Origin of the sequence: Paraburkholderia sp. SIMBA_054 (genome assembly GCF_046534875.1) — a bacterium.
In the GTDB taxonomy this organism is placed as follows: domain Bacteria; phylum Pseudomonadota; class Gammaproteobacteria; order Burkholderiales; family Burkholderiaceae; genus Paraburkholderia; species Paraburkholderia hospita.
The window spans coordinates 13,841-37,422 of record NZ_JAWRXV010000088.1 but is presented as its reverse complement, the minus strand read 5'-3'; the positions used below and the strand labels follow the sequence as shown (position 1 = coordinate 37,422).

Below are 23,582 nucleotides of genomic sequence, written 5' to 3'. Positions count from 1 at the left end.
GCGTGCTGACGCTGGTGATGTACGGCGTCGTTCTGCTGTGCGTCAGGCATCTGGTCACGTCTGCCCTGATGCCTCGGGCTTCCCGGTCGTAGGAGACGATTTGCCTGCCGCCCTTCGGGGCGGCTTTTTCTTTTCTTCCCTCAGCGGGCGCAGCCCGCTGGGGGCTGCTCCGCATTTTCATATCGGAGCTTCAGATGGGTTCAACCGTATTGACGGGCAAGCAGGCAGCCGCATTTCGGACGGTCGACGGCGAATGGATGTTCACGCTGTTCGAGCGGACATATGAAAAGAACTGCTATCCGCACGATGATCGCTGGTCGGCGATCGCGTTCGGTCGCTATCGCGATGTAATGCGACGGGTGTTCCGACACGCGACCTCCTGCGAGGGTGGCATGTTGCAAAGCCGCGCCGGCAACATCCGGCCCGAAAACTACATCGCAACGTGGCGATCCGTGCTGGCCAGACCATTCCGTCTTCCACCGGACTATCCGCCTGGACGTGTCACAGTCCTACCGCGCGTCGCTTCCGGAAGGCTCGCTCGACGATGTGCGCAAGAGCCTCGTCGCGGCCGGTCTCGGTGATCGTGTCGAGGAGATCGTGAGCGGGAAAGCCGAAGTTTCGCTGTTCGCTGATGCTGAGCTCCTGGAAGTGATCTACGGCGAGAACGGGCCGCTAAGCGTCTGGCGTGTGCTCGAAGTGAATGACTGCTCAAGCGTCGCTATCGATGACGACTTGAAACTGCCGAGCCGCTCACCGTCTGTAATGGATCGCATGCCCGCGGTGAGGTGCTACAAGATCGACGACGAGCACAGGCTTGTCTCGCTCGATGGGCTGCCTTGGGAAAACGCTGGCTGGCAGTATTCGGCGATCGGTAGCTTCATCACTAACGTAGCGTATCCGCTTGAGATGGAAGCGCCCGGATTCGCGAAGGTGGCGATTCCGGCGTATCGGGAACTGATGGTGAACGCTGGGCCTTTGCCAGCGGAGACAGTTGTCGATGTCACCCGCTTGCCAGCAGGACTCGAAGAGTATTGCGGCCGTGTTGCTGACGAACTCGCCGGTTATCTCGGCATCGCAGACGACGACGGACGCGCGCCTGAGCGGTTCAGTTTTCGGTTTGGCGAGGTGCCGACCGAGCCGCGCGGCTCCGCGATGTACAAGCTGTGCGGACTACGGAGCCAGCAGGTGACGTGGACGGTTCCCGAAGATGCACCGTCGACGGCGGCGGTCCGCGAGACGTCCTGCACTGACCTCGCCCAGTTGATTCTCGAACTGGTCTAACTTCTATCGAACAGCGCCATCACCCGAAGGGGCGGCGCTTTTTTCTTGCTTACCAGTATCGCCGGCGCCGGTGGCGCACATAAAGCGCCAGGACGATCAACGCGACGAGGATAACTTCGACGCTCCATTTCAGCCACACGCTATTGATGAACGGATCGCCCATCGGACGAAAATAGGTTTCCGTGTCCCGCCCGCCGTTGGCGATACTGTCGAGGACGGGCCAAAGCGCGGGCCACGCGATCGCGGCAAAGCCTGCGAGAAGCGCAGGTCCAAAGTCTTCGAGAAAGCGCCACGCAGCAACCGCGATGGCTGCAGCGAAGATGATCGGGAAGGCCGCAGTGCACACCGATGAAAAACTGGCGCCGATCGCGCGCGAGAGTGCGAGCAAAACTGCGAGAGCCGCCAATACGACAAAGCCGATAACGGCAGCTGTTCCATCGTTTCGATTACTCATGAAGCTATTCCTCGTGGGGTTGTGGGAAGGGGGGAGAGCGGCCAGCCAGCAACCGCTCGCGCATTAAAATGCGAATTCGGCCTGATGCGGTGCGACTTGGACGAGAGCGAGCCTGTCCACCGTTGCGTGCGAAGCCGGGCGTGCGGCGAGAAGAGCGTCGTAGCGCGCGAGCACAGAAGCGGCCGTCGTGTGGTCGACGTCGATGCCCAGCAGCCTCGCAACGCGCGAACGCACACTCGCGATGAGCGCGGCCTCTTCCAGAGTGGGCCGTGTGGTCGGCCAGCCAGCCGTATAAAGCAGATGTGCGGGTATCTCGGCTTCGATAGCCTGACGCTTGGCGGCCGCGAGCTTGGCGCGCTCGACGCCCGCTTTCAACGAAGGGGAAAGAAGGTCTGGTGCGACGTCGGCGAGCCAGCGTTGCCCCTGAAACGCGAAAGTCGAAGTGGCCTCCATCGCAACCATTTCCCGGTACAGGTCCTGGTTGTCTGCGCATCCAGCAGCCGCGCGCAGGTCGTCGAGCGAACTCATGATGCAGAACGCGCACGAGACGCGCGACGCGCCATATCGCGTGTAGGCCTCGTGCAGGGCCAGGCCAGCATCCGCGATCTCGGCGAAGACATCCTCCACCGGCCACTCGATGATGGCGTTCCACGTAACGCCGCGATGATTGCGGCGGGTCAGCGCGGCGAGGGGCGCTGCGACTGGCATCTTGCTGCGGGCCGAACTTTCCTGACGGCGAACACCCGTCACGTTCACGATGTCGTGCTGCGGGTAGCGTTTTTTCAGCGCGCTCGTGATGACCGCCGTCTTCAGTTCGGACGTGCAGAACCGCATGGATGGGGTGCTCCATGGCAGGATCAGTCGAACGCACGACAGTTCTCTGTAACGAGTAACGTTGTTCTCCCATCGCTTTTGCCAGCGCGCGAGCATGTCGCCGGCTTGACGGCGTACCGTCAGCAACTCCCAACCGAGATGCGCTGCGAGCCTTTCGCACGTCGGCGCGCTGTCTTTCCATTCGACTCGGCCCAGATCTGCGTGAACCAGCACGCGTGGGCCGGTATGACCGATCAGGTCCAGGTGACGTGCGACAGCGAGTGCACAGGCCACACTGTCCTTTCCGCCACTGACGCCAATCGCTACGACGGCGTCAGCATCAAGAAGGGCATCCACCTCCCGGGTGCTGGTCACGAAGCGGCCGACGCGCGCGACGTTGTGTTCGATGCGCTGGCGAAGTGCCGAGAGGTCGATGATCTGAAGGGACATGGCGCGCAGAAGTGAAGGTGATGATTCATCTTCGCAGCTACAGCCGAAAGTCAAGGCGCGTACCGCTGGGAGCCAATGGGCATGAAATCAGTCTTCATTGCGCGCTAAATGAGGGATTGAGTACTCATAGAATGGAGTCTCTCTCATGTTCGTAACGACCACCCCTCGAGCACTTACGAACTTTTTCGCGCCAGCCTTCGGGCTGGCATTTTTTTGTCCGTTGGAAAGAGGCCGCGAGCGAAAGCCAGGGCGAAAACGGGATCATTCTGCGGCTGCGCCGTGTGTCATGCCCATTAGACTCGGTTCATTCCCTGCGCTACTGCGCATCGACCTCCAGACGAGCCTCTACAGGTCCGTCGATTTTTCTCTCCACCCCATTCACTCGTTGAATGGTTTACCGAAAGGGCTGACGTTCGCGTCGGCCCTTTTCCTTTACCGATGGTTTCTCCCATCGTAGATTTATCCAGACGACGGACTTTGCGTCCGTTCCACCTCATGTACCCAATTGGGAGCCACCTCCCTAACGGGACCGGCTCCCTTTTAAAGGAGCCGCGCCATGCTGCAGAAAGCTATCGTTTCCGAAGAGTTGGCCCGCCGTTTGGAACTCTCAGGAAATCCGTCGAGGATTTCTGAGAAGTGGGGGTTTCGCGAAAAGCAGCGTGTTTCCGCGCAAGCTGTCGCAACGCTCCCGATCAGACAGTTCGACGCCACCATTCTGTATCTGTGGAGTGATGGAACGGCCACCGTGAAATTCGACTTTGATATTCCGTTCGACGCCGAGCGAGAGCTCGTCAAGAGCGGTCGGGTCGATCTGCATTACCTCACGCGTCTGCCGTCGTAATCCATGCCTACATGCTTCAGGTATCTCTTACCTGAAGCTCATTCAATCCCGTAGGGAGCCATCCCAACGGGAACTGGCTCCCCGCTCCGCTGGAGTCATTTCAATGTCTAACCGCTTCAACGTCCCCGCTGTTTTCATGGCTTCGCTTGCTGCAATCGGTTGTGCACTGGTCATCTTCGGCTGCCTGCTTGAACAGCAGTTTCAACTCGATCTGCTGAATACCGCTGGTATCGCCGGCCTTGATCCGTATCTGGCACAGGTCGCTTCGCACAAGCTGTCGTTCGCATCGTTCATGGTCGAGTCCGTCACCGGACACGGCTATGCGCGAGGTGCGTTCGTGCAAGGCGTCGGCTTCTGGTTCGTCTTCGTGCTCACACCGGCCGCGGCGGCGTTCATCGCCGTTGCACGTGTGTTGGGTTCGTCGAACCGGTTGGGCGGCCGTCTTCGTATGGCCGCTGCTCACTGAACAACATTTCTTTCCCGTCAGGGCAACCACCCTGACGGGGCGGTTGCTCATCAATTCGTTGAGGCAACCTCCATGTTCAAGCTCATTATAAGTATCGCTCTTCTTTCACTTCTGACAGCGTGCGCTACCGCGGATTTCGGCTCGCCGAATACGTATCAGCGTTACGACGTGCAGCATCTCGGCCAGATGGAAGAGGCGACGATCCTGCGCGTGCGTCAGATCACGATCGAGTCCAGTTCCGACTCCTCTGGGCTGACATCCATCGTCAGTGCGGCAGCAAGCGCGTTTCTCGGCTCCCAGGTCATAGGGAACGGGAAAGGCCGGTATGTCTCGGGCGCGCTGTCTGGGGCTGCTGCGGGCTTCATCTCGCAACACGTGAGCGTGGCGATGTCCCGTCACAGCGGCATCGAAGTTTTCCTGCGTCGCGCCAACGGTCAGACCGTTGTCGTCTCGCAGGTTGACGACCAGCGTTTCGTCCCTGGCGAGCACGTTTATCTTGTTTCCAGTGGGTCCGGCTACCGGATTACCCACTGATCTTTTCGCGCGCCCTAACCGGCGCGTTTACCTTGCGGGGCAGCCCCCGCAAGGGAGCTGCCTCGTCTCGTTGAGGCAAATCATGAAATTCCCGAAACTGTTTTACTCTGACCGCCGCTCGGCGGGCGCGAAAGCAGCGCTCCATCAGCAGGCAACGCGTGTCCTTCGACGCGTCGCGCACGATCTGCGGCTTCGTTCACATGAAATCGTCGTTCAGCCGTCCCGGCGCAATCTGCCGGGTCGCGTGTCTCTACGTACCGATACGCTCTTCGTCGATGTGCTGGATCATCAGTGCCAGCAGCGTGTGGCCTTCAGCTTCCGCACACGTCGCGGTCGTGCCGACATGACGGGCGGCGGCGAGAACTACGTGCCGATCGAGCAGATCGAATCGGCACGCGGTTATGAGTCGTTTCTCGATGGCCTGCGTCTGGCTGGCGGCATCGACACCTCTTCGGGAGGTCGTCAATGAAGCTGGCGAAGGTCAAGGTCGAATACACAGGCGGCACAGCGATCACGGAACGGGTGACGCTCGATCCGGCGACGGGGCAGGTCACACTGCCGCCGCGTCTGCATGCGCTTCTGAAGGCGATGGATGAAACCGAGTGTTCGCCAGCTTTCGGGCTCGAATACGGCGGCATGGTTTTGCCGGTTGCTGTGTCTGAGGGCACTTACAAGGTGTCGATTCCGACCGAGCCCGAATCGGGCATCGGACATATTCTCAACGCCATCGTTTATCCGTCGAAAGACCAGCGCCAGCAGAACGGGCGATACCTGCATACGCTCTCGGCGGCCTCCATCGGCGGCGCCGTTGGCTATGCACACGCCGCGCCGACGCTGGATTTTCAGACTCTGGTCGGCGCAGTGGGTCTCGCCGGACTTGGAGTACTATTATGGTATGTTGGTTTCAGGGCAATGAAAGGAGAATGAAATGGGTGCGACTATCTTCACTTTGGTGCTGGGCGTGTCCATTGCAGCCTTCTTCCTGTGGACAAACCATAACGGCGAAAAGCGCGATCGCGAACGCGATTGGGGCAAGTGATTAGCGACGTGGCCTAGCCGCGTCACAAAAGTAGAGCCGCACCCTCGGGGTTGCGGCTTTTTTTTCGTCTATACGCAACCTGACGCGTCCCCCGGGGCGCGTTTTTATTTGGAAACCAGAATGCAACAAGTTGCCCTGAATCTGGCCACGGCCAACGCTGTCCCCGCTGTTACCGGCGCTGTGAACACCATGCCCCCTCGCGAACGACTCGACACGACTGGAAAGACGGTCGGCGATGTCTACAAGGCATTGTGCAAGGCGTTGTATGGTACCGAGCTTGAACCCGAGTGGCTCTCGCCGGCGAACACGCTGGATGATGCCGACGAAGAAACGAGCGGCGCGCGTCAGGCAAGACTGTGGCCTGACGATAGCGTATGGAACCGGCTTGCCATCTCCGTCGATATCGGACGGTCGGAAGGCTGGCTCGTCAACATCGACTGGATCTATCGAACCGAGACGGCGCAGTCGCACCGGCGGGGTTTCGGGGTGATGCCGATGCTGCGAGCAAAGGTCTTCACGTCTGACCACGCGTGGAATCTCGCGCGATTCATCGCTCACGCGCTCGACGTCGCTTAACGCTTCCATTTTTCGCGCCTCTGGGCGCTTATCCCTACGCGGGCATTCGGCCCGACAGGGAACGATTGCCCGCATCTCTTTTCCGGAGCAATCATCCATGTACCACCTTTCTTTCGCTGGTCAGAATCTCTTACTCGGTACGCTGCTCGAAGTGCTGGCTGTTTTCAGAACCGATTCCCGCCTTTCTTCCGTTGAATCCTCAGAAATCGTGCTCCTGCACGGTGGCCAACCTGTCGAGGTCACCCGCTACAACGGCAGCCTGACAGTCCGGCGTCCCGGCACCGCGCGCGATGTGTTCCTGTCCATGGTCGACGAAATCGACGGCGCTTACTTCCGTCCGAACGGCGTGATGCAGGCGGCATGGCAGATCCGACGATCGCACTGGAAGCTGCTCTACGACGCGTTCGACCTCACGTCGAGTCCGCGCCTCATCTTCTCGTCGGACCAGATCGACGCAGCATCGGACGGGCGCGGAAGTATCGGTCTGCACGACCTGCTTCAGGCCGAATGTGAGCGCCGGTTCGGCTTTCGTTACGCCGGTCCCGAATACGGGCGCACGCGCGATCGCAACGGACGACATGAGGTACACGTCGCATATGCACTAGCCGAGGGATTTCCCGTCCCAGAAACGGTGCTTGCTGAATACCGCGAACTGCCCGTGAAGTTTTCGACAGACATGGCGTGGGGCCAGGTGCTGCTGTTGGTACCGGAGCTGCGCGGTGCGATGTCACCCGATAAGGTGCGCGTGCTCGCAAGCATCATGTCGCGCGAAAAGGGAGGCATCACGTCTCAAAACGCGGCGCTGCTCGCGATGGTCATGCGGCTCGCGCCGAACAGGCCAACGTATGTCGAGGTCGATGACCTGCTTCTGCGTCACGGGCTGGTCGAGCCGTACAGCCTGCCGGAGCGTTACGCGAGCCCGCAGCCGCTCGGCAGACCCGTCTCGAAGTTCGCGGAGGTCTACCGTAGCAGGATGGCGGACCACCGGCGCGACAGGGCGGTCGCGCAGTTGCGGAAGGAGCGTGCGGAAGAACGCATCTCGCAACGTCACTTCGACCAGCGGATGCAGATTGCGCAACTCGAATATGGCCGCGAGACATTTGCGTTCGGTAACGAGATCTCCGAAGCGATCGACAGCGGCGATCTGCGGTTCCTACTGGACCTGATGGACTGTCCCGACGAGCGCAATCGCGTCTCCAAGCAAACGGTGCGCGAGGTGTTCGGCGTCAAGCTGCTCGGCGTGCGCGCTGCTGCCCGTCGTCGGGCGATCTTTGCGCTGGCGGGGTTCGACGAGGCGTTCCAGCGTGAGTGGGATGCGGCAGGGACGCCCGAGGGACGCGAGCTGCTCGTGCGCACGCACGCGGCCCGCATGCCTGCCGGGATTCATCCTGCGGTCATTACGCAGTCGCTGGTAGCCCATCACGTCTAATCACCATTCCCTTCAACACACCGGGCCTCGCGCCGGGTTTTTTTTCGTCTGTTCGAAGCATGAGCCTCGCTGGGGTGCGGCATAAGACAGTACGAAAAAGCGACGATTCAGGCATTGCGCCAATCGCGCGCTCCCTACACTGAGGACTTCACCCGCGTCATTGACGCATCGACCCGCCGATTCGTCGGCATCCATTTATCGCCCCTCAGGGACCACGTCCCTACGGGCGTAGTCCTTTCGGGGCTTTCTCTTTTCTGGAAAGCCATCATGAAAGTTACGCCCGCACAACTGACCGAACTGCTCACGCTGTATGTCCCGAAGCGTCTGCCGGTGCTGATCACCGGTCGCCCGGGTATCGGCAAGAGCGATATCGTCGAACAGGTCGCACATGAGACCGATCACGATCTGCTCATCAGCCATCCCGTTGTCGAAGATCCGACCGACTCGAAGGGCTTGCCGTTTCCCGCCCCCGACGGCTTGAACGCGAAGTTTCTGCCGTTTGGTGATCTGGAACGCGCGATGAAGGCGAGACGTCCGCTCATCTGGTTTCTGGACGATCTGGGGCAGGCCTCGCCCGCCGTTCAGGCCGCCAAGATGCAACTGCTGCTCGCGCGCCGCATCGGCGAACACGTTCTGCCGCCGCACGTGACGTTTCTCGCGGCGACCAACCGCCGTACCGATAACGCGGGCGTGACGGGGATTCTTGATCCCGTCATTTCGCGTTTCGCAACGGTGGTCGAGCTGGAAGCGACCATCGACGGCTGGACGAAGTGGGCTGTGCGGAACAACGTGCCGCCCGAACTGATCGCTTTCTTGCGATTCCGTCCGGATCTGCTCTCGGTGCAGAAGACATCGCGCGATATCGAAAACACGCCGAGTCCCCGCAGCTGGGGTTTCGTCGCGAAGACGATGGGCGTGATTCCGAAACACCTGGAGCACATCTCGCACGCAGGCTCGGTTGGCGAGGGCGCTGCAACGGAGCTTGTCAGCTTCCTGCAGATCTACCGCGAACTGCCGAACCCGGATGCGCTTCTGGCTACGCCGGACAAGGCGATGATCCCCCAAACGCCGTCGACGCTCTACGCCATCGCGGCTGCTCTGGCCGCACGCGCGACGGAAGCAAACTTCGACCGTGTCGTGACCTATACGGAACGGATGATCGAAGCGGGACATCGCGAATTCGCGGCGCTGCTCGTACGTGACGCGTTGGAGCGTACCCCGGCTATCGCCAACTCCTACGCCTTCATCCGGGCGCAGGGCGGCGAGATCGGCGCGATCATCAAAGGCGATTGATCCGCAGTTCTCTCAACTCATTTTTCAGCTTCATCACCCATGGCTCTGCCGTGTCCTTTGGGACACGCAGGGCTTTTTTTTCGCCTCATTCATTCATTTCCTATACGGAGTTTTCTCATGAACACCAACATCCAGTCGAAAGTCATGCTCTGCTCGGTCACGATCTCCACGTGGGTTGCCCGTCGATTCGACGGCAAGGCCACCGAAGAAGTCGAGAACAAGCATCATGCAAAGGGCATCGGCAGATTCAACAAGCGCCTGCTGCCCGAAAACTCTCCGAGTTTCCAGGAGGTGGTGACGATTGCCGGCCGCATCCGGAAATACTTCTACGATCACTCGTTGAAGTACGACCAACTCGGGGTGCGCCTGCTGCCGACGATGATTTACATGGAATTCGCCGACAAGATGCGCTCGTTGAAAGACGAGTTCGATCTGGCGGTATCCGTATTCCTCACCGACTACCTGGACCTGAAGGAGCGCGCTCGCGCGGAACTGAACGGCCTGTTCAACGAGGCGGACTATCCGACCCTCGCGGAACTGTCGACCAAGTTTGGCGTGAAGATGGCTGTGTTGCCCTTTCCGGATGCCAGCCAGTTCGGCGTGGACCTGCCTGCGGACGTGCTGACGACCCTGAAAAGCGAACTCGACGAGCACGTGCTGGCGTCGATCGCGACCGCGAACGAGGATCTCGTCGAGCGGATGTATACGGCCGTTTCGCAGATGGCGTCGCGGCTGTATGCGACGGGCAACGTGCGTCTGGACGTGGCCAACAACGTGCGCGACCTGTGCGCGTTGCTGCCGAAGCTCAACTTCTCCAACGATCCGAAGCTCACGCACATCCTTGATCAGGCGAAGACTCATCTCGCCGTTCACACGGGTGCGGATCTGAAGGAGTCGAATGTCCTGCGGTCCCAGGTGGCCAGCAAGGCACAGGAGATCGAGGGGCTGATGGCTGCGTTCATGGGTATCACGCCGGAAACGGAGATCGAGCCCGCGGACCACGGCGCGCAGCTGCGCCTCGTTGCTTAAGGGGGCGCTCATGGATCGCACCGTGACGGTAGCTGGCAATGGCGCGGTCCATCCGCGCATTGCCAAACAGCGAACTGAGCTCGTTCTGTCACAACCGTTTTTCGGGTCGCTCGCATTGCGCCTGAAAATGGTTGTAGACAGGTCGACCAAGGAATGCTGGGTAGACGGGGAATCGTTGGGCTATAACCCCGAATATGTCGATAAGTTAAGCGACCTTGAACTGCGGGGCGTGCTGGCGCTGAAGGTCATGCAGGTGGCCAACGGTCATTGCTGGCGTCAGGGCGCGCGAGAAGCCGGTCGGTGGAGCGACTCGAGCCAATACGCCATCACTCCGATTCTCACTTCGTCGGATTTTGTGTTGCCAAGGGGCGCGCTGAACGACGCACGCTTTGCTGGAAAGTCGGTTGAAGAGATTTATGGCGCGCTGACGCAGGAGGCAAAGCAGAAACAGCCCAAACCTGATCAGCAGCCTAAATCCGATCAGCAGTCGCAACCGCAGCAGCAACCTGAACCGGATGGCCAGTCGTCGGGGCCGGACGGAAAAGGTGGCGGCCCAAAGCCGCAGGCAGGTGACGGCCAGGGTGATCCAGAGCCGTCTGCTGGTTCATCGTGCGGTGAGGTCCGCCAGTACTCGGGGACTGACAAACCGGTGAAGGAGGCCGAGTGGAAAGTTGCTGTCGTGCAGGCCGCGAAGGCGGCGAAGATGCGTGGCAAGCTGCCCGGTGACCTTCAGGCGATGGCTGGCGAAGCGGTACGGCCGGTTGTTGACTGGCGCGCGGTGCTTCACCGCTTCGCGCAGCAGTCTTCGCCGACCGACTACAGCTTCGCCATGCCGAATCGCCGGTATCTGCACCTTGGGTTCTACCTGCCCTCGTTGCATACGCCGGCGGTCGGGGATGCGGTGTTCGTGCGTGACTCGAGCGGGTCGGTGTTCGACGAAACGCAGGCGCAGTTCGATGCCGAGATCCTTTCGGTATTCCATACGCTCAAGCCCGCGCGGCTGATCGTAATGGACTGTGACAAGCGCGTTACGCAGGTGCAGATCTTCGAGCGGGGCGACTCGCCCGAGATCAAGCCTGTGCGAGGCGGGGGAGGGACATCATTCACTGATCCCTTCAACCGCGTTGCAGCGGACGGGCTCAATCCGGCATTTCTGGTCTATCTGACGGACATGGACGGGGCTTTTCCGGGGTTCGCGCCGCATTACCCTGTGCTGTGGGCCTCGACGACACCGCTAACGCGGGCACGTCGCGCGCCTTTCGGCGAAACCGTTGAAGTCATCTGCTGAACCCGTTTTCCGGCGAAAGCGTTCTCTCTGACAAAACCCGGCCTCGTGCCGGTTTTTTTTTCATCCATTGGTTTGTCGATTTCCGCGTGTTTCCAGTGCTGTGGATCGGAAAGCTACACGATTTTGGGGGCCTTTCTGCCGGAGTAGCTCTAACGCGTAATAAGCAGTCGGTCGTGGCAGATATTTCGCTGACTCCCTCGCTTGTCGTTGGCAACAGGCTCGCGAATTCGGGGGACGGCTTTAACGAGAAAGCCGCGTAATTTCACCAGCCTTTTGATGCCCGTCTGCGCGAGCCAGACAGAACAATAGACGCATGTTAGACCGCCACCAGAGCATCACATGTCCGAGCTTGTCGACAACCCGGTATTGAAGCTGCAGCCGCTCAAAGCGGGTGCCGTCGATATGTTTTTCGAGGCACTCTCTCCGTTGAAGGAATACTTCGACGCACCGGACATTGCGGAAATCATGGTCAACGACTATCGCAATGTGTGGATCGAACATCGCGGCGTCATGTCGCGTGTGAACATCGATCTGAGGCCCGAGCATCTGGAAGGGGCGATTCACTCGCTGGCTTCGTCAGTCGACAAATCGGCACGCGCCGGCAGTGACAAGGGCATCATCAACGCCGGTCACAAGAACCTGCGTATCGCGGCGGTGATGAATCCGACGGCGATTGACGGTCACGCGCTCAGTATCCGGAAACACCGTGAGTCGAAGATGTCGCTCGACGACTACGTGCGCATGGGTGCTTTCTCGAAATCGCACGCGCGCCCGGAAGAAGCGGAAGCAATCCACTTCGAGGATGGCATCGAGAACGAAGCGCTCATGCGCGCGCTGACCGCTCTGGTCCAGTCGCGCAAGAACGTGCTCGTCGCGGGCGGCACGTCAGCAGGCAAGACGACATTCCTCAACGCGCTCGTCAGCGTGATCCCGCAGGACCAACGGGTGATCACCATCGAAGACACGATGGAGTTAAAGGTGCAGGTGCCGAACCGCGTGCGCCTGCTGTCCAACGCTGACACGAACGTCACGACGCAGCTTCTCGTCGCGCTGTGTCTGCGCTTCCGTCCTGACCGGATCATCGTCGGCGAAGTGCGTGGCGGCGAGGGCTATGACCTCCTGCAGGCGCTCAACACGGGCCACGACGGCGGACTTGCTTCCCTTCACGCGAACAACGCGCGCACGGCGCTCAGCCGTCTCGAAAGTCTCGCCATGCTTGGCATCCCTGCCGGTTCGCGTTGGGAGCTGGGCGACATGCGCAAGAACATCGCCGACTGCTTCAACTACGTGGTGCATTTCAAACGGACGGGCGAAATGCGCCACATCTCCGAAATCCTGGAAATCCGGGGCTTTCGCAACAACGACTACGACCTACGACGGGTTTTTTAACGGGAGCATCAAAAATGAAGCATGGGAAGTTTTTCAGTACGGCTGCCGCAGTGGCGAAGAAGCTCCGACCGGGCAAGCCGATGATCGTCGGCGCGCTGCTGAGCGTGGCATCGGCAGCGGCGATGGCAGCGGGCGATTATTCGTCGCTGACGGGGCTGACCGACATCATCTGCACTATCAGCAATCTCATCAGCGGCCCGTATCTGTACGGCATCGGTATCGTGCTGATTACCCTGGGCGGCGTCGCCGTCGCGAACTCGGAAAGCAACATCGCCAAGACGTTCTCTGTGGTGCTGATTGGTCTGGGTATCGCATCCGTTGCGGTGCCGATCATGCGCGACCACTTCCACATGGCCGTCGCCTGCTGATATGCGCCAGCACAAGGTCAGCCGCGGACTCTCGCTGCCCCGCCAGATGGGCGGCGCGGACCGCATGCTCGCGATCCTGAACGGCACGATTACCGCGTTGCTCACCTATACGAGCTGGACGCCGTCCTTCCTCGTGCTGGGGGTCCTCGCGCATTTCTATCTACGCTGGCGTAGCTCGAAAGATCCGTGGTGGCGCCTTGTGATGCTCGTCTACAACCGCTATCCCGACGTGTATGAGCCCGAGCCTCACGGGAAATTCAGTGCACGGTTCAAGCGCCCATATGGCTTCGATCAGGATCTTCCATGCTGAAAATGTCGTTCACCAAACGCGCGGTGCAGGAAATCGCACCGTGGATGACGCTCGTTACGCCCGAGCTCGTGCTCGACAAGGACGGATCGCTCGTCACGCTCTTCGAGTTTGAGGGGATCGACGCCGACACGCCCAATCCTGCGGACATCACGGCCGCGCGGGACAACCTTGACCACGCATGCAAGCACTTCGATCATCGCGTTACGGCGTGGTGGAGGGTGTCTCATCGCCGCGTGAAAGGCGGGATCGACGGTGACTTCGCCTCGGAAGCGGACGCGCAGGTGGACGCCATTAATCAGGCCAATATCGGCAGCGGCAAGTTCTTCCGCAATTCGCATTCGCTCGCGCTGGCATTCACGCCTGAGACCGGCCTGTCACGCATTTTCGACAAGATCGGCTATCACATGTCGGTCGGCGGCAAGAACGTGTTCGCCGCGACGTTCGAGGCCGGGAAGGATCTGATTCTCGCGCGCAGCGCGTTCGTATTCGATCTGACCAAACTGCAAACCGAGATCAAGCGCTTCGAGGCAGTCATCGACAGCTTTGTGGGCGGTGTGACCCGCCTGAAGATGAAGCGCCTGCAGTTGCAGAACGCGTTGTCTTTCCTGCATCAGCGCGCGAATCCGAGTACGCAAAAGCGCCGCATCCGTTATCCCGTCACGATGCTCGACACGCATCTGACCGAGACGGTCGTGACGATCGGCTCCGAGCAACTCATGTTCGAGTCGGCGCATGGAAAGGTGTATGCGCGAATCCTCGGCGTCAAGGAATGGAACGGTTTTCGGGAGGCTGCACTCGACGTGCTGTCGCAGGTCGACGCAGAACTGGATGTGTGCGTCATGTTCCGGTTCCTCGACAGCTCACGCGCGAGCAGCTACATCAAGAAGATTCGTGGCTTCTACAAGGTCGCCGCGTTCAATCCCGTTGCCATCATCAAGCAATGGGCAACGAAGGAAGAGCAAAAAAACGACGAGGGTCGCGAGATGCTGGCGAAGGAAGCCAGCGAAGCCCTCGCAAAGCTCGATGCGGAGGGTCAACAGTACGGCTTCGCGAATATCTCGGTCATCGTCTATGGCAGCACGGAGAAAGAATGCGAGGACGCAGCCAGACAGGTCGTCGGGGTCATCGGTAACGCCGGATTCGGTGTGCTTCCGGAAAAGGACAACCTGTTCGCCGCGTGGGCTTCGACGTTGCCTGGGCGCTGGGATCAGCAAAAGCGCCTGCAGTTCGTCGAGACGCCGGCGGTCTCGGACATCGCGCCCATTTGCAGCGTGGGCGAAGGCTCGACCGTCAATGAATGGCTGAGCCAGCAGTCCGGCAAGCGCACGGGCCCGCTCACCTGTTTGCCGACGCGGCACCGGACGCTTCAAAACGTCGATCTGCACCATCCGGGCGGCAAGGCACACACACTCGTTGTGGGTCCGATCGGCGCGGGCAAGTCCGTGATTCTCAATTTCCTGATGTCGCAGACGGGGCGACACGGCGCGCGTCGGATCCGGTTCGACAAGGACCGCTCGACGCGCATTCCGACGCTGCTCGGCGGTGGCCGGTTCATCGACGCGACAGGCCGGTTCGAGGCCGCGACCTCGGTCAACCCCCTCTCGCTTATCGGAGACAGCAAGCACTGGTCGTACGTGGCCGAGTGGGTGACGCTTGTTATCGAAGGCGACGACTACACCTGCGCGCCGGAGGATGAAGCCACGATCTACGACCGCATTCGCACACTCGCTCGCGGCTTTCCGCCAGAGATGTGGCGCCTTTCGAGACTGACGAATCTGCTTCCCCAAGAGCTGCGCGAGCGGCTGGTCCTGTGGACGGAAGGGCAGAAAAATGGACATTTCTTCGATCACGTCGAGGACGGATTCTCGCTTTCCGATGACCTGTCGATCGAAATGGGCGACCTGTTCCAGAACTTCCCGGTCGCGGCTGCGCTTTTCATGGACTATGCCTTCTACCGGATTGCGCAGATTCTGGACGGCAAGCGCTATACCGTGATCGAGATTGAGGAGGCCGGGTTTTTCTTCACCTACCCGAAGTTCTACGCGCGACTCGAAATCTGGGCTGTGACGATCCGGAAGCTCAACGCGGCCCTGTTGATGGCAACGCAATCGCTTGGCCAGCTTGCGCGCGTGCCGGACTTCGAAATTCTCAAAGAGAACATTCCGAACATCATCTATCTGCCCAACAGCGACGCGATCAACAACCAGGCGCTGTATCGCGACATCTTTGGCCTCACTCAGCACCAGATCAAGATGATCGCCGAGGCGGTGCCGAACCGCGACTATCTGTGGGTGACATCCACGCAGACCCGCATGTTGCAGGCAGCCTTCACGAAGGAGGCGCTTGCGTACCTCCGCTCAGACGGCCGTGCGCAAACGCTGCTCGACAAGCACATCAAGTCGGGCGTCGACAACTGGCAGGACGCATACGTCCGCGACGTTACTGCGAACGCGTAGCACGTCCATTAGCTAACTACTACTCCTGGAAATACTCACCATGAAAAAATTGCTAAAGACCTTTGTGGCAGTGGCTACGGTGACTTTCGGCTTCGTCCAGCAAAGCGATGCGACGTTACCGGTCTTCGATCCGACCAATTTCATCCAGAACACGCTGACGGCAATGGGCGCGGTCAAAGGGGAGGTCTATCAGGACACGAACCTCGCCTATCAGTATCAGATGATGCTGAACCAGCTTAAACAGGCGGCCAATCTGAATCCGGCCGCGATGGCGGCGCAGGCTAGCACCATCTCCGGCGATATCGACAGACTGAACAAGTACACGGACACGATGAAGGCGCTGTATGGTGGCCTGCAATCGAACGCACAGTACGCGACCAAAGTGCAGGCCCTGATTACGCAGTCGGGCAAGTCGACGACGCAGTGGTTCAATGATCAGGCGACCCTCATCAGCAACAACGACCAGACGGCAAAGCAGCTTTTCCAGCAGGGCAATGACGTCATTTCGCACGTGAGCGTGCTCGCCAAGCGCCGTCAGGAGATCCAGGACCAGCTGAACATGTCGCCGACGGCTGAAGCGACGGCTCAACTCACGACGCACATGCTGGATATCGTCGCGAGCCAGAACAGTGACATGCTGCAGATGATGGCGACGAAGCAACAGGCTGATAGCGTCGTGCAGGCCCAGAAGACGGCGGACGATCAGGCAAGCAATACGGCGAAGGCGGCGTTGCAGACCCAACTGGATCAGCAACGCGCTATCTACAACGCCACGATCGGCACGTCCAAGGTTCTGGGCCAATGAGCATGAGCAAGTTTTTAATGCGTGTATCGCGTAGGCTGGTCTTCGTGCTTTGCGCTCTTCTGCCAGTGTTCGTGTCGCCCACAGCGTTTGCAGATACAACGGGCACGACCGGGACGACTACCGCACAGCCTTTGACGAGCCAGAACGGCGATTTTACGAAAGGCTCTACGGACGCGGTCAATCAGATCACGTCGTTGATGGGGAACCTGATTCCGGCAGCCGTCGACGCCAGTGCCAATGTGATGACGGAAGCAAACAAGTTCGCATGGGGCCTGGGCGTCATCTCACTCGTGCTCGTCGGCATTCGCTTCTCGGGGACGCATCATCCCGTCGCGGCATGGGTGAACCTGTTCGAGGAGGTGGCGGTGCTCGGCATCTTCGTCGCGCTGTATCTCGGTTATTCGACTTCTGCGACGGGATTCTGGACGTGGTTCGATCAACTTGCGTCGCACATATCGGGCGGCGCTGATAACAGCATTTCCACGCAGCTTGCGACACTCGCCGGGACCATGTACGACGCCCTGAAGAACCGCGTTCTGAGCATCAAGCTCCTGACGGACATCACAGGGACGATGGTCGACGCGATTGGGTTGCTCCTCGCGTTTATCGTGATCCTGATCGCTTCCATCGTCTTCGCGTATTTCAGTGCGGTGGGTCAGATTCAGGCGGCAGTGGGTATCGTTCTCGGGCCAATCGCAATCTCGCTGGGTTTTTCCAGCTACACGCGCAACTACTTTATGAGATGGCTCGACTGGATGATCCACTCGGGCATGTATGTAGTCATGGTTGCCGTACTCGTGAAACTGGTGGGAGCTAACATCGCGAATGCCGTTAGCAAAGCTACACCTGCGAGTGGCGCCACGGTGACGGGCGCTTACGCGTTTGACCTGGCTGTGTTCGTCCTGTTGCTGGCCTTCGAGATTCCGAAGCTGGCGGGGATGTTCGGCAGCGGTGCAGGAGCAACCGGAACGGGTGCGCTCAAACTGGCAAAGAGTTTCATCCCATGACCGCCGCCCATCGCCCGATCGCGGGTCCCGAACTTTTGGCAACACACAAGAAGCGTTTGGAGCTTGTGCGGCAGTGTGCCAACGAGAGCACCGAGGCGGAATTCGAGCGGAAGTGGCTGTCCGTCATGCGCCGGTGCGCCTCCTGGTTTTCGTCGATGCCGCTCACGCCTGAGTTGCATGCTGAGCCGGGTGGTGCGTTCCGCGCAACCATCGAAGCGACTTTCTACGCCATGCGGCTCGCGGGTGGGCAGAAGTTTGCGGCCGACATGACTTCGGAGAAGCGCCGCCGGCTTGAACCGCAGTACATTTACGCGGTTTTTCTGGCCGCTGTGTGTTCGCTGCTCGACGAACCGTGCAGGCACTTCGAGTTCGTGTGCGCGGCGGACAATGCCCAGTGGAATCCTGCCGCGCACGGGGCGTTTGGAGACTGGATCGGCGATCGCGAATATCTCGTCCAACGTCGCGCCGCGCCGCTCAAGGGCGAGCGGATGCGCACGGCGATGTTTGCGCGGACGGTGATCGCTCCCGAGCTGCTTTCCGGTCTCGACAATGCAGTGCTGTCAGACCTGTTTGGGGCGATCAATCCCGACAGGAGTCCGCAGGGCTTCGAGGCGCTTGTTCACAAGGTCGTGCGTCAGGCGATGGACGTGGCAGTTGATTTTGAGCGCAAGGCGCAACGTGGCCTCTTTGCGCCTGTCAAATTTGACGTGCCGTCGGCAGTCCACGTCGCCCTCGAACTGCAGCCTCAGCAGGTAGCACCTGTCGCAGCAGCTGCCAGTCCCACTACGGCGATTTCTCAGGCGACGCTGCAGGCCGCGAGTCCTCAATCCCCGCAGCCCGCGCCCGCCACGGCGCCAGGGCTTTCCACAGACTTCCCGCCATCCGCCTCGGTTGCTACAACATCGCCGGAAGCACCGGGCGCACCGCAGTTTTCGCAGTCGCTGCTCGACGCGCTCCAACGGAGCGAGGAGCAGACGGCCGCCGCGACGGCCGGTTCACCAACGGCCATGGATGCACCCAACCCTGCTGCCATCGACCCGTCACAGATGAAGACATCGCCGACGGCTCAGAAAGTTCCGCGGACCGGCCCGACTGACGAAGAGCTGAACGAGATACTCGGGCCTGGATCAGCCATGATGCGCGAGTTTTTCCGCGCGCTTGCGGATGACGTCGCCTCGGGTAAAGCGAAAGTAAGTTGGGAAGATAAGGGGCTGACGGTGCAAAAGCGCCTGGTCGGTGCATACGGGATGACCAGCGACACGCTCGTCGAACAGTTGCGCAAACGCGCGCTCCTCCTGCGCGCATCGGGCAACGACATCTGCATCGTCGAACGAGCTGGCCGTCTAATCATGGAGCGTCCCGCCGCATGAGCTACATCAATCATTTCCGCCCGATCTACGAATTCCGGCCGCTGCTTATATGGCCTTTAGCGATCGTCGGCATACTGGTGTCCGGGATGCCGTATGGCTGGGCTTTCGCCCTCGCGGCTTTCGTCATGCTGGTCATCCGTGGGATTCAGGTCTGGCGCGCACTGAGCTTCCGCATGGCCATCTCAACGAAGTGGCTGAGCAAGATCACCATCGCGAAACTGCTCGAAACGCAGCGCCAGATGCGCGCGCGTGAGGATTCAATGTATCTCGGCACCGGCTTCGAGTGGACGCAGAAGCACACGCAGATCGCTCACGACATCCTGCGCATGCCTGTGACCGATATCCCGTCCTTGCCGAAGTGGTTGAACAAGACGGAGGCGGGGCGGAAAGTCGAGGCGCGTATCGAGCGCCTCTTCGCGCCGCGTGACAGCGTTCGCGACCGGATGCCGCAAGGCGCATCGTGGATTCACGGCATGGAACCGAAGAAGGTCCGCGTGCCGTTCCACTACAAGGCGATGGGCGGGCATACGCTCGTGGGCGGCACAACGGGCTCGGGCAAGACGCGCACGTATGAGGTCATCTCGACGCAGGTCATCCATAACCCGAAAGACGTGCTGATCATTGTTGATCCGAAGAACGACGATGACTGGAAGAACCGGGTCGAAAAGGAATGTGCGCGCGCCGGCCGAAAATTCCTGTACTTCAATCAGGCCAAGCCGCATGAGTCGATCCGGCTCAACCCGCTGGAAAACTGGTCGCAGCCATCGGAAATCCCGTCGCGCATCGCGCAGCTGATGGAGGAGGGGCCATTTCGCGACTTCGCATTCCTCTTTATCGACCGCGCGGTCAAAGGGGAGCTGTACGTGGGCGACAAGCCGAATCTGCGCTCGATCCTCAAGTATGCGCAGTCGGGCATCGGCACGCTGCTGGACCGCTGCCTGCGTCGCTTCTTCGTTGAAAACGGGCTGTCGAACTGGGAAGAGTTGACGGTCGCGCAGACGGTCAAAGACTCCGTGCGCAAGAACGACGTGTCGTTGGTCGACGGGATGGTGAAACTCTACAACGATCAGTTTGCGGCCAACGATCGCGGGCATGAAACCATCGACGGGCTGATCGCGACCCATACGCATGACCGCGAGCACTACATGCGGATCATCGCATCCGCATTGCCGCTGCTACAGATGCTCGCGACTGGCGAAACGGGCTTGATGCTGGCCCCGAAGGCTGATGACTTTGAAGACGACCGCGAGATCTGGGACATCGACAAGATCATCAAGCAGAAGGCCGTCCTGTACATGGGCCTCGACTCGCTGTCGAACAACATCGTTCAGAAGGCGATCGCCTCAATGGCATTGTCGGATGTGGCGGCGGTCTGCGGTTCGATCTACAACTTCTACGCCGAAAAGCCGGACGTCGTGCTGATCATCGACGAGATCGCGGAAGCGATCAACGAACAGGTGATCCAGATTCTGAACAAGGGTCGCGGTGCAGGCTTCAAGGCATTCGTTGCATTCCAGGCTCGGGCTGACCTCGAAGCAAAACTCGGAAACGCGGCGAAAATGCTGCAGGTTTTGGGGAATCTGAACAATCAGATAATTCTAAGATTGGAAGATAGCGATACCGCCAAATGGTTTTCGGACAAGGTGGGAGAGACAGCGATTCGGGTGGTGAACATCTCGAACAGCACGAACACCTCGACCGAGGCGCATGCGATGGAGTTCAGCGGGTCACAGTCGCGTACCCTGCAATTGGAGAAAGTGCCGTTGATCCCGATGCCCATTATTCACAAGTTGCCGAACCTGCAATATTTCATGCGTATCTCTGGCGGTGCCGTGTATCAGGGCCGAATTCCAATCATCGAAGGCTGAAATAAACAAATGTCCGCTGTATTCAAAAACGTCATTCGCGACCATAAGCTGTCGCACAAGCTGATTCCTGTGTTTAACGTCGCGCCCGATCTCGAGCTCGCGTGTTCGCGGGTAGCCGACTTTGTCGGTGAGCGCTTCCTCGGAGACAAGGGGCCGCTCGCAGCCGAAATGATCGAATCGGCATTGAGCAGCTTCAAAAGGGCAAAGCGCACAGGGGATCAGCACGTCGCATTCATGCAGGGACTGTTCGAACCCGCCAAGTCGCTCTACGCGCGCCGCTACGTCGCGCGTCGCGGCGAAAAGCTGAGCGTCTGGTGTCCGATGCTTGAGTCGATCCCCGACTTTGAGGAGCGGCATCCGAACTGCGAATTTGAGATGGTTGACGAGCGGTGCCCGGAACACATCACGGAGCGCACCGCAGCATTCCAACTGGCGTCACGCGTGCTGCAAGGCGAAGCGTTTCGTCGATACTTTGAGGAATACGATGTCGCTCACCGCTACGATCATAGCGAAGTTGTCGCGGGTTGATGTCGACATGGCGCGGCGTGCGCTCGATACCGCCAGCGCCTTCGACGAGCCCGGCGCCAAGCCGCCCGAGCAGTTCACGTGGGGCGCGGGCGCGCGCTGTTACGCGCTTGCTTCGATCAGTCTGCATCGCCCGCAGCTTTTCTGGGGTGGCCTTCTGGCTACGGCCGCAATCCCCGTGTTACTCATCGTGAAGCTTCTGCACCATGGCTAGCCGTTTCGGTTCGCACCTCAAGGTTTGGTTCCTGCTGGTCCCGGTGCTCGCGATCGCCGTGATGCCGGCGATCCCTGATCGCACATTCTTCGAGATTCCCGACGCAGAAACCGAGTCGCTTGTCGCATCGGTCGGGCAAGAGAGGGCTGACGCAGCCATCCGGTCTGCGAACGACCTGTTCCGGCGCTCGTTCGTCGACAACGGCATCGTGCACCGCACGCTCACCGCTTCTGGCAATGTCGGTGCCCTGAACGACGGCGGATTTTCCAGCTTCGCCCACACGTGGACAGAAAATTTCTGGTTGTTGATCTACCGGATGATGTTCCGCGCGATGGTCATGAAAATTTGGATCGTCGGTACGCTGCTATTCGCGTTCGGCATGTTTATCGACGGAACGGCCCGACGCAAGATCAAGGCCTCCGCAGCTGGTTTCGTCAGCCCGCTGTCTTTCCATCTGGCAGGTCACGGCCTGCTACTTGTGACAGGTACGCTGTTCGGCGTTCTCGTCGCGCCGGTTCCCGTGCTGGCCGGTTACTGGCTCGCGGTCGCTGCGCTCCTTGGCGCACTGCTCTGGAAGGCTGCAGAGTCATTCCAGTCATCCAGATAGAAGGGACGTTGTAATCTGATCCCCGGAAAGACATGTAAATTTCCGGGGCTTTCCGCAGAAGTGGCCATAACGCGTTTTAACGCGGACGCCGCGCCCCGCCGTTTTCTCTACCAAATCTCCCCGATTCCTCCATCCGCACCTGTCGCGTGACGGGTGCTGACGCACCTTCTGGCGAGCGGCCTGTGGCGGGGCGGGATCGTATCCCAATCGCTAAAAGAAACTCGAAATAGTGCCTGTTTCGGGCGCTCCTGCATTCTCGCCATCGCAACAATGACATTGTTGGGACACGTCTCTCGTGTGCCCGATTAACCAACGAAATGGAGAGGCACAAATGAGCGCTGTGGCAGAAACTGATCTCGAAAAAACGCTGGCTGTGAATTCCGCGATTCCGCCCGAGGCCCATGCAAGCGCGGATGTCGAAGGCCAGACCGAAGTCGAGCTGGAACTCAACCAGATGGAGGCGGATGCCGACCGTCTTCATAAGGAAGGCGTGATTTCCAGCGATGAGGCGAATCTCAAGCTGGCGGAAGTGGCGAAGACGCGCAAGCTGTTTCGCGATCTGCCAGCGAGCGACCGCATCGCAATCATCAAGCGCCGTCGTGAAATTGGCCGTCAGCTGATGGAGCGTCAGCTCTCCGGCGCCGCGGTGGTGCCGGCCCAGGTCCGTTTGAATCACACGCGTCTGAAGCCGTTGTTCGAACAATGGTGGCCGTACCTGAATCGCATGAGCGTCAACATGCAGCGCTTTGGCGATTCGACGTTCGGCGCGGAAGACAAAAAGTCCGTGAACAAATTCTTCGAAAAGCAGATCGACGCCATCGAGGCACATGTGGAGGAAGTGACGCGCGTGACGGAAGGCTACCGTCAGCAGAAAGAAGCCGAGCTTCGCCAGGCTGGCGAGTTTGTCTTCGAGCCGTCGATCCCGATGCCGGCGCTGGATATGCAGGTGGAGGTGTATTCGCGCTTTTCGATGCGCGTGCTGACCGCAATCACGAAGTTTGACCGCGCGATGGACCACTTCGACTTCATGGTCTGGAACGGCATTCGGGACCAGTCCGACGTGGACGACGAGACCGTGCGGTTCCTGAAGAAGGTCAATCCGCTGGGCGTGCGCGGGTACATGACACACCTGCGCCTGATGACGACGGTTCGCGGCCTTTAAGGAGGCGG

26 protein-coding genes are annotated in these 23,582 nt (G+C 59.9%); 24 read left to right on the top strand and 2 right to left on the bottom strand.

Annotation, left to right across the window (positions count from 1 at the left end; all coding sequences use genetic code 11):
• The first annotated feature begins 498 nt into the window (after window positions 1-498).
• Window positions 499-1,281, top strand: a complete 783-nt coding sequence (locus SB822_RS50260) for a hypothetical protein (RefSeq protein WP_410858261.1) — start codon at window positions 499-501, stop codon at window positions 1,279-1,281.
• Between the two features lie 49 nt (window positions 1,282-1,330).
• On the opposite strand, the gene SB822_RS50255 is transcribed toward SB822_RS50260, so the two are convergent.
• On the bottom strand, window positions 1,331-1,735 hold the full coding sequence (locus SB822_RS50255; protein ID WP_410858260.1) for a hypothetical protein: 405 nt from the start codon (window positions 1,733-1,735) through the stop codon (window positions 1,331-1,333).
• A gap of 63 nt (window positions 1,736-1,798) precedes the next feature.
• Window positions 1,799-2,842: a phosphoadenosine phosphosulfate reductase family protein gene (locus tag SB822_RS50250; protein ID WP_410858263.1), complete on the bottom strand. Its 1,044-nt coding sequence runs from the start codon at window positions 2,840-2,842 to the stop codon at window positions 1,799-1,801.
• On the opposite strand from SB822_RS50250, the gene SB822_RS50245 reads away from it, so the two are divergent.
• From SB822_RS50245 to SB822_RS50135, 23 genes are all read left to right on the top strand, one after another.
• On the top strand, window positions 2,795-3,013 hold the full coding sequence (locus tag SB822_RS50245; protein WP_410858264.1) for a hypothetical protein: 219 nt from the start codon (window positions 2,795-2,797) through the stop codon (window positions 3,011-3,013). The two genes, SB822_RS50250 and SB822_RS50245, sit on opposite strands and share 48 nt — an antisense overlap.
• 541 nt (window positions 3,014-3,554) lie before the next feature.
• On the top strand, window positions 3,555-3,839 hold the full coding sequence (locus tag SB822_RS50240) for a hypothetical protein (RefSeq protein ID WP_410858259.1): 285 nt from the start codon (window positions 3,555-3,557) through the stop codon (window positions 3,837-3,839).
• A gap of 103 nt (window positions 3,840-3,942) precedes the next feature.
• Complete coding sequence (locus SB822_RS50235) at window positions 3,943-4,305, top strand: hypothetical protein (RefSeq protein WP_410858258.1); 363 nt, start codon at window positions 3,943-3,945, stop codon at window positions 4,303-4,305.
• Between the two features lie 72 nt (window positions 4,306-4,377).
• Window positions 4,378-4,839, top strand: coding sequence for a hypothetical protein (locus SB822_RS50230; RefSeq protein WP_086916705.1), 462 nt, complete (start codon window positions 4,378-4,380; stop codon window positions 4,837-4,839).
• Window positions 4,840-4,921: 82 nt separating this feature from the next.
• Window positions 4,922-5,308 (top strand): hypothetical protein, encoded by a 387-nt coding sequence (locus SB822_RS50225; RefSeq protein WP_410858257.1) that lies wholly within the window; start codon window positions 4,922-4,924, stop codon window positions 5,306-5,308.
• A complete protein-coding gene (locus SB822_RS50220; RefSeq protein ID WP_410858256.1) occupies window positions 5,305-5,766 on the top strand; it encodes a hypothetical protein in 462 nt (153 codons plus the stop codon). Before SB822_RS50225 ends, SB822_RS50220 begins: the two co-directional genes overlap by 4 nt.
• Before the next feature lie 232 nt (window positions 5,767-5,998).
• Entirely contained in the window at window positions 5,999-6,454 is a 456-nt protein-coding gene (locus SB822_RS50215) for a hypothetical protein (RefSeq protein WP_410858255.1), read from the top strand.
• A 97-nt stretch (window positions 6,455-6,551) separates the two neighbouring features.
• Entirely contained in the window at window positions 6,552-7,883 is a 1,332-nt protein-coding gene (locus SB822_RS50210) for a hypothetical protein (protein WP_410858254.1), read from the top strand.
• A 267-nt stretch (window positions 7,884-8,150) separates the two neighbouring features.
• Window positions 8,151-9,176, top strand: coding sequence for an ATP-binding protein (locus SB822_RS50205; protein WP_410858253.1), 1,026 nt, complete (start codon window positions 8,151-8,153; stop codon window positions 9,174-9,176).
• A gap of 117 nt (window positions 9,177-9,293) precedes the next feature.
• Window positions 9,294-10,205 carry a hypothetical protein gene (locus SB822_RS50200; protein ID WP_410858252.1) on the top strand — a complete coding sequence of 304 codons (912 nt, stop codon included), beginning with the start codon at window positions 9,294-9,296 and terminating at the stop codon, window positions 10,203-10,205.
• Between the two features lie 10 nt (window positions 10,206-10,215).
• Window positions 10,216-11,493, top strand: a complete 1,278-nt coding sequence (locus SB822_RS50195; protein ID WP_410858251.1) for a DUF2201 family putative metallopeptidase — start codon at window positions 10,216-10,218, stop codon at window positions 11,491-11,493.
• Window positions 11,494-11,832: 339 nt separating this feature from the next.
• Entirely contained in the window at window positions 11,833-12,882 is a 1,050-nt protein-coding gene (locus SB822_RS50190) for a CpaF family protein (protein ID WP_086916696.1), read from the top strand.
• Between the two features lie 14 nt (window positions 12,883-12,896).
• Window positions 12,897-13,250, top strand: coding sequence for a TrbC/VirB2 family protein (locus SB822_RS50185; protein ID WP_086916695.1), 354 nt, complete (start codon window positions 12,897-12,899; stop codon window positions 13,248-13,250).
• Window position 13,251: 1 nt separating this feature from the next.
• Window positions 13,252-13,560 (top strand): VirB3 family type IV secretion system protein, encoded by a 309-nt coding sequence (locus SB822_RS50180; protein ID WP_205970867.1) that lies wholly within the window; start codon window positions 13,252-13,254, stop codon window positions 13,558-13,560.
• Window positions 13,554-16,016 (top strand): VirB4 family type IV secretion system protein, encoded by a 2,463-nt coding sequence (locus SB822_RS50175; protein ID WP_410858250.1) that lies wholly within the window; start codon window positions 13,554-13,556, stop codon window positions 16,014-16,016. The genes SB822_RS50180 and SB822_RS50175 overlap by 7 nt, the downstream gene beginning before the upstream one ends.
• Before the next feature lie 40 nt (window positions 16,017-16,056).
• The gene (locus SB822_RS50170) at window positions 16,057-16,821 is read left to right on the top strand and encodes a type VI secretion protein (RefSeq protein WP_410858249.1); all 765 of its coding nucleotides are present in this window, start codon (window positions 16,057-16,059) and stop codon (window positions 16,819-16,821) included.
• 131 nt (window positions 16,822-16,952) lie between these two features.
• The gene (locus tag SB822_RS50165; protein WP_410858248.1) at window positions 16,953-17,828 is read left to right on the top strand and encodes a type IV secretion system protein; all 876 of its coding nucleotides are present in this window, start codon (window positions 16,953-16,955) and stop codon (window positions 17,826-17,828) included.
• A complete protein-coding gene (locus SB822_RS50160) occupies window positions 17,825-19,198 on the top strand; it encodes a TraI domain-containing protein (protein ID WP_410858247.1) in 1,374 nt (457 codons plus the stop codon). Before SB822_RS50165 ends, SB822_RS50160 begins: the two co-directional genes overlap by 4 nt.
• Window positions 19,195-21,066: a conjugative transfer system coupling protein TraD gene (gene traD / locus SB822_RS50155; RefSeq protein WP_410858246.1), complete on the top strand. Its 1,872-nt coding sequence runs from the start codon at window positions 19,195-19,197 to the stop codon at window positions 21,064-21,066. The genes SB822_RS50160 and traD overlap by 4 nt, the downstream gene beginning before the upstream one ends.
• Window positions 21,067-21,075: 9 nt before the next feature.
• Entirely contained in the window at window positions 21,076-21,594 is a 519-nt protein-coding gene (locus SB822_RS50150; RefSeq protein ID WP_086916689.1) for a hypothetical protein, read from the top strand.
• On the top strand, window positions 21,551-21,805 hold the full coding sequence (locus tag SB822_RS50145; protein ID WP_410858245.1) for a hypothetical protein: 255 nt from the start codon (window positions 21,551-21,553) through the stop codon (window positions 21,803-21,805). The genes SB822_RS50150 and SB822_RS50145 overlap by 44 nt, the downstream gene beginning before the upstream one ends.
• Window positions 21,798-22,412: a DUF4400 domain-containing protein gene (locus tag SB822_RS50140; protein ID WP_410858244.1), complete on the top strand. Its 615-nt coding sequence runs from the start codon at window positions 21,798-21,800 to the stop codon at window positions 22,410-22,412. Before SB822_RS50145 ends, SB822_RS50140 begins: the two co-directional genes overlap by 8 nt.
• A 331-nt stretch (window positions 22,413-22,743) precedes the next feature.
• The gene (locus SB822_RS50135) at window positions 22,744-23,574 is read left to right on the top strand and encodes an ATPase (RefSeq protein ID WP_086916686.1); all 831 of its coding nucleotides are present in this window, start codon (window positions 22,744-22,746) and stop codon (window positions 23,572-23,574) included.
• Window positions 23,575-23,582 lie beyond the last annotated feature (8 nt).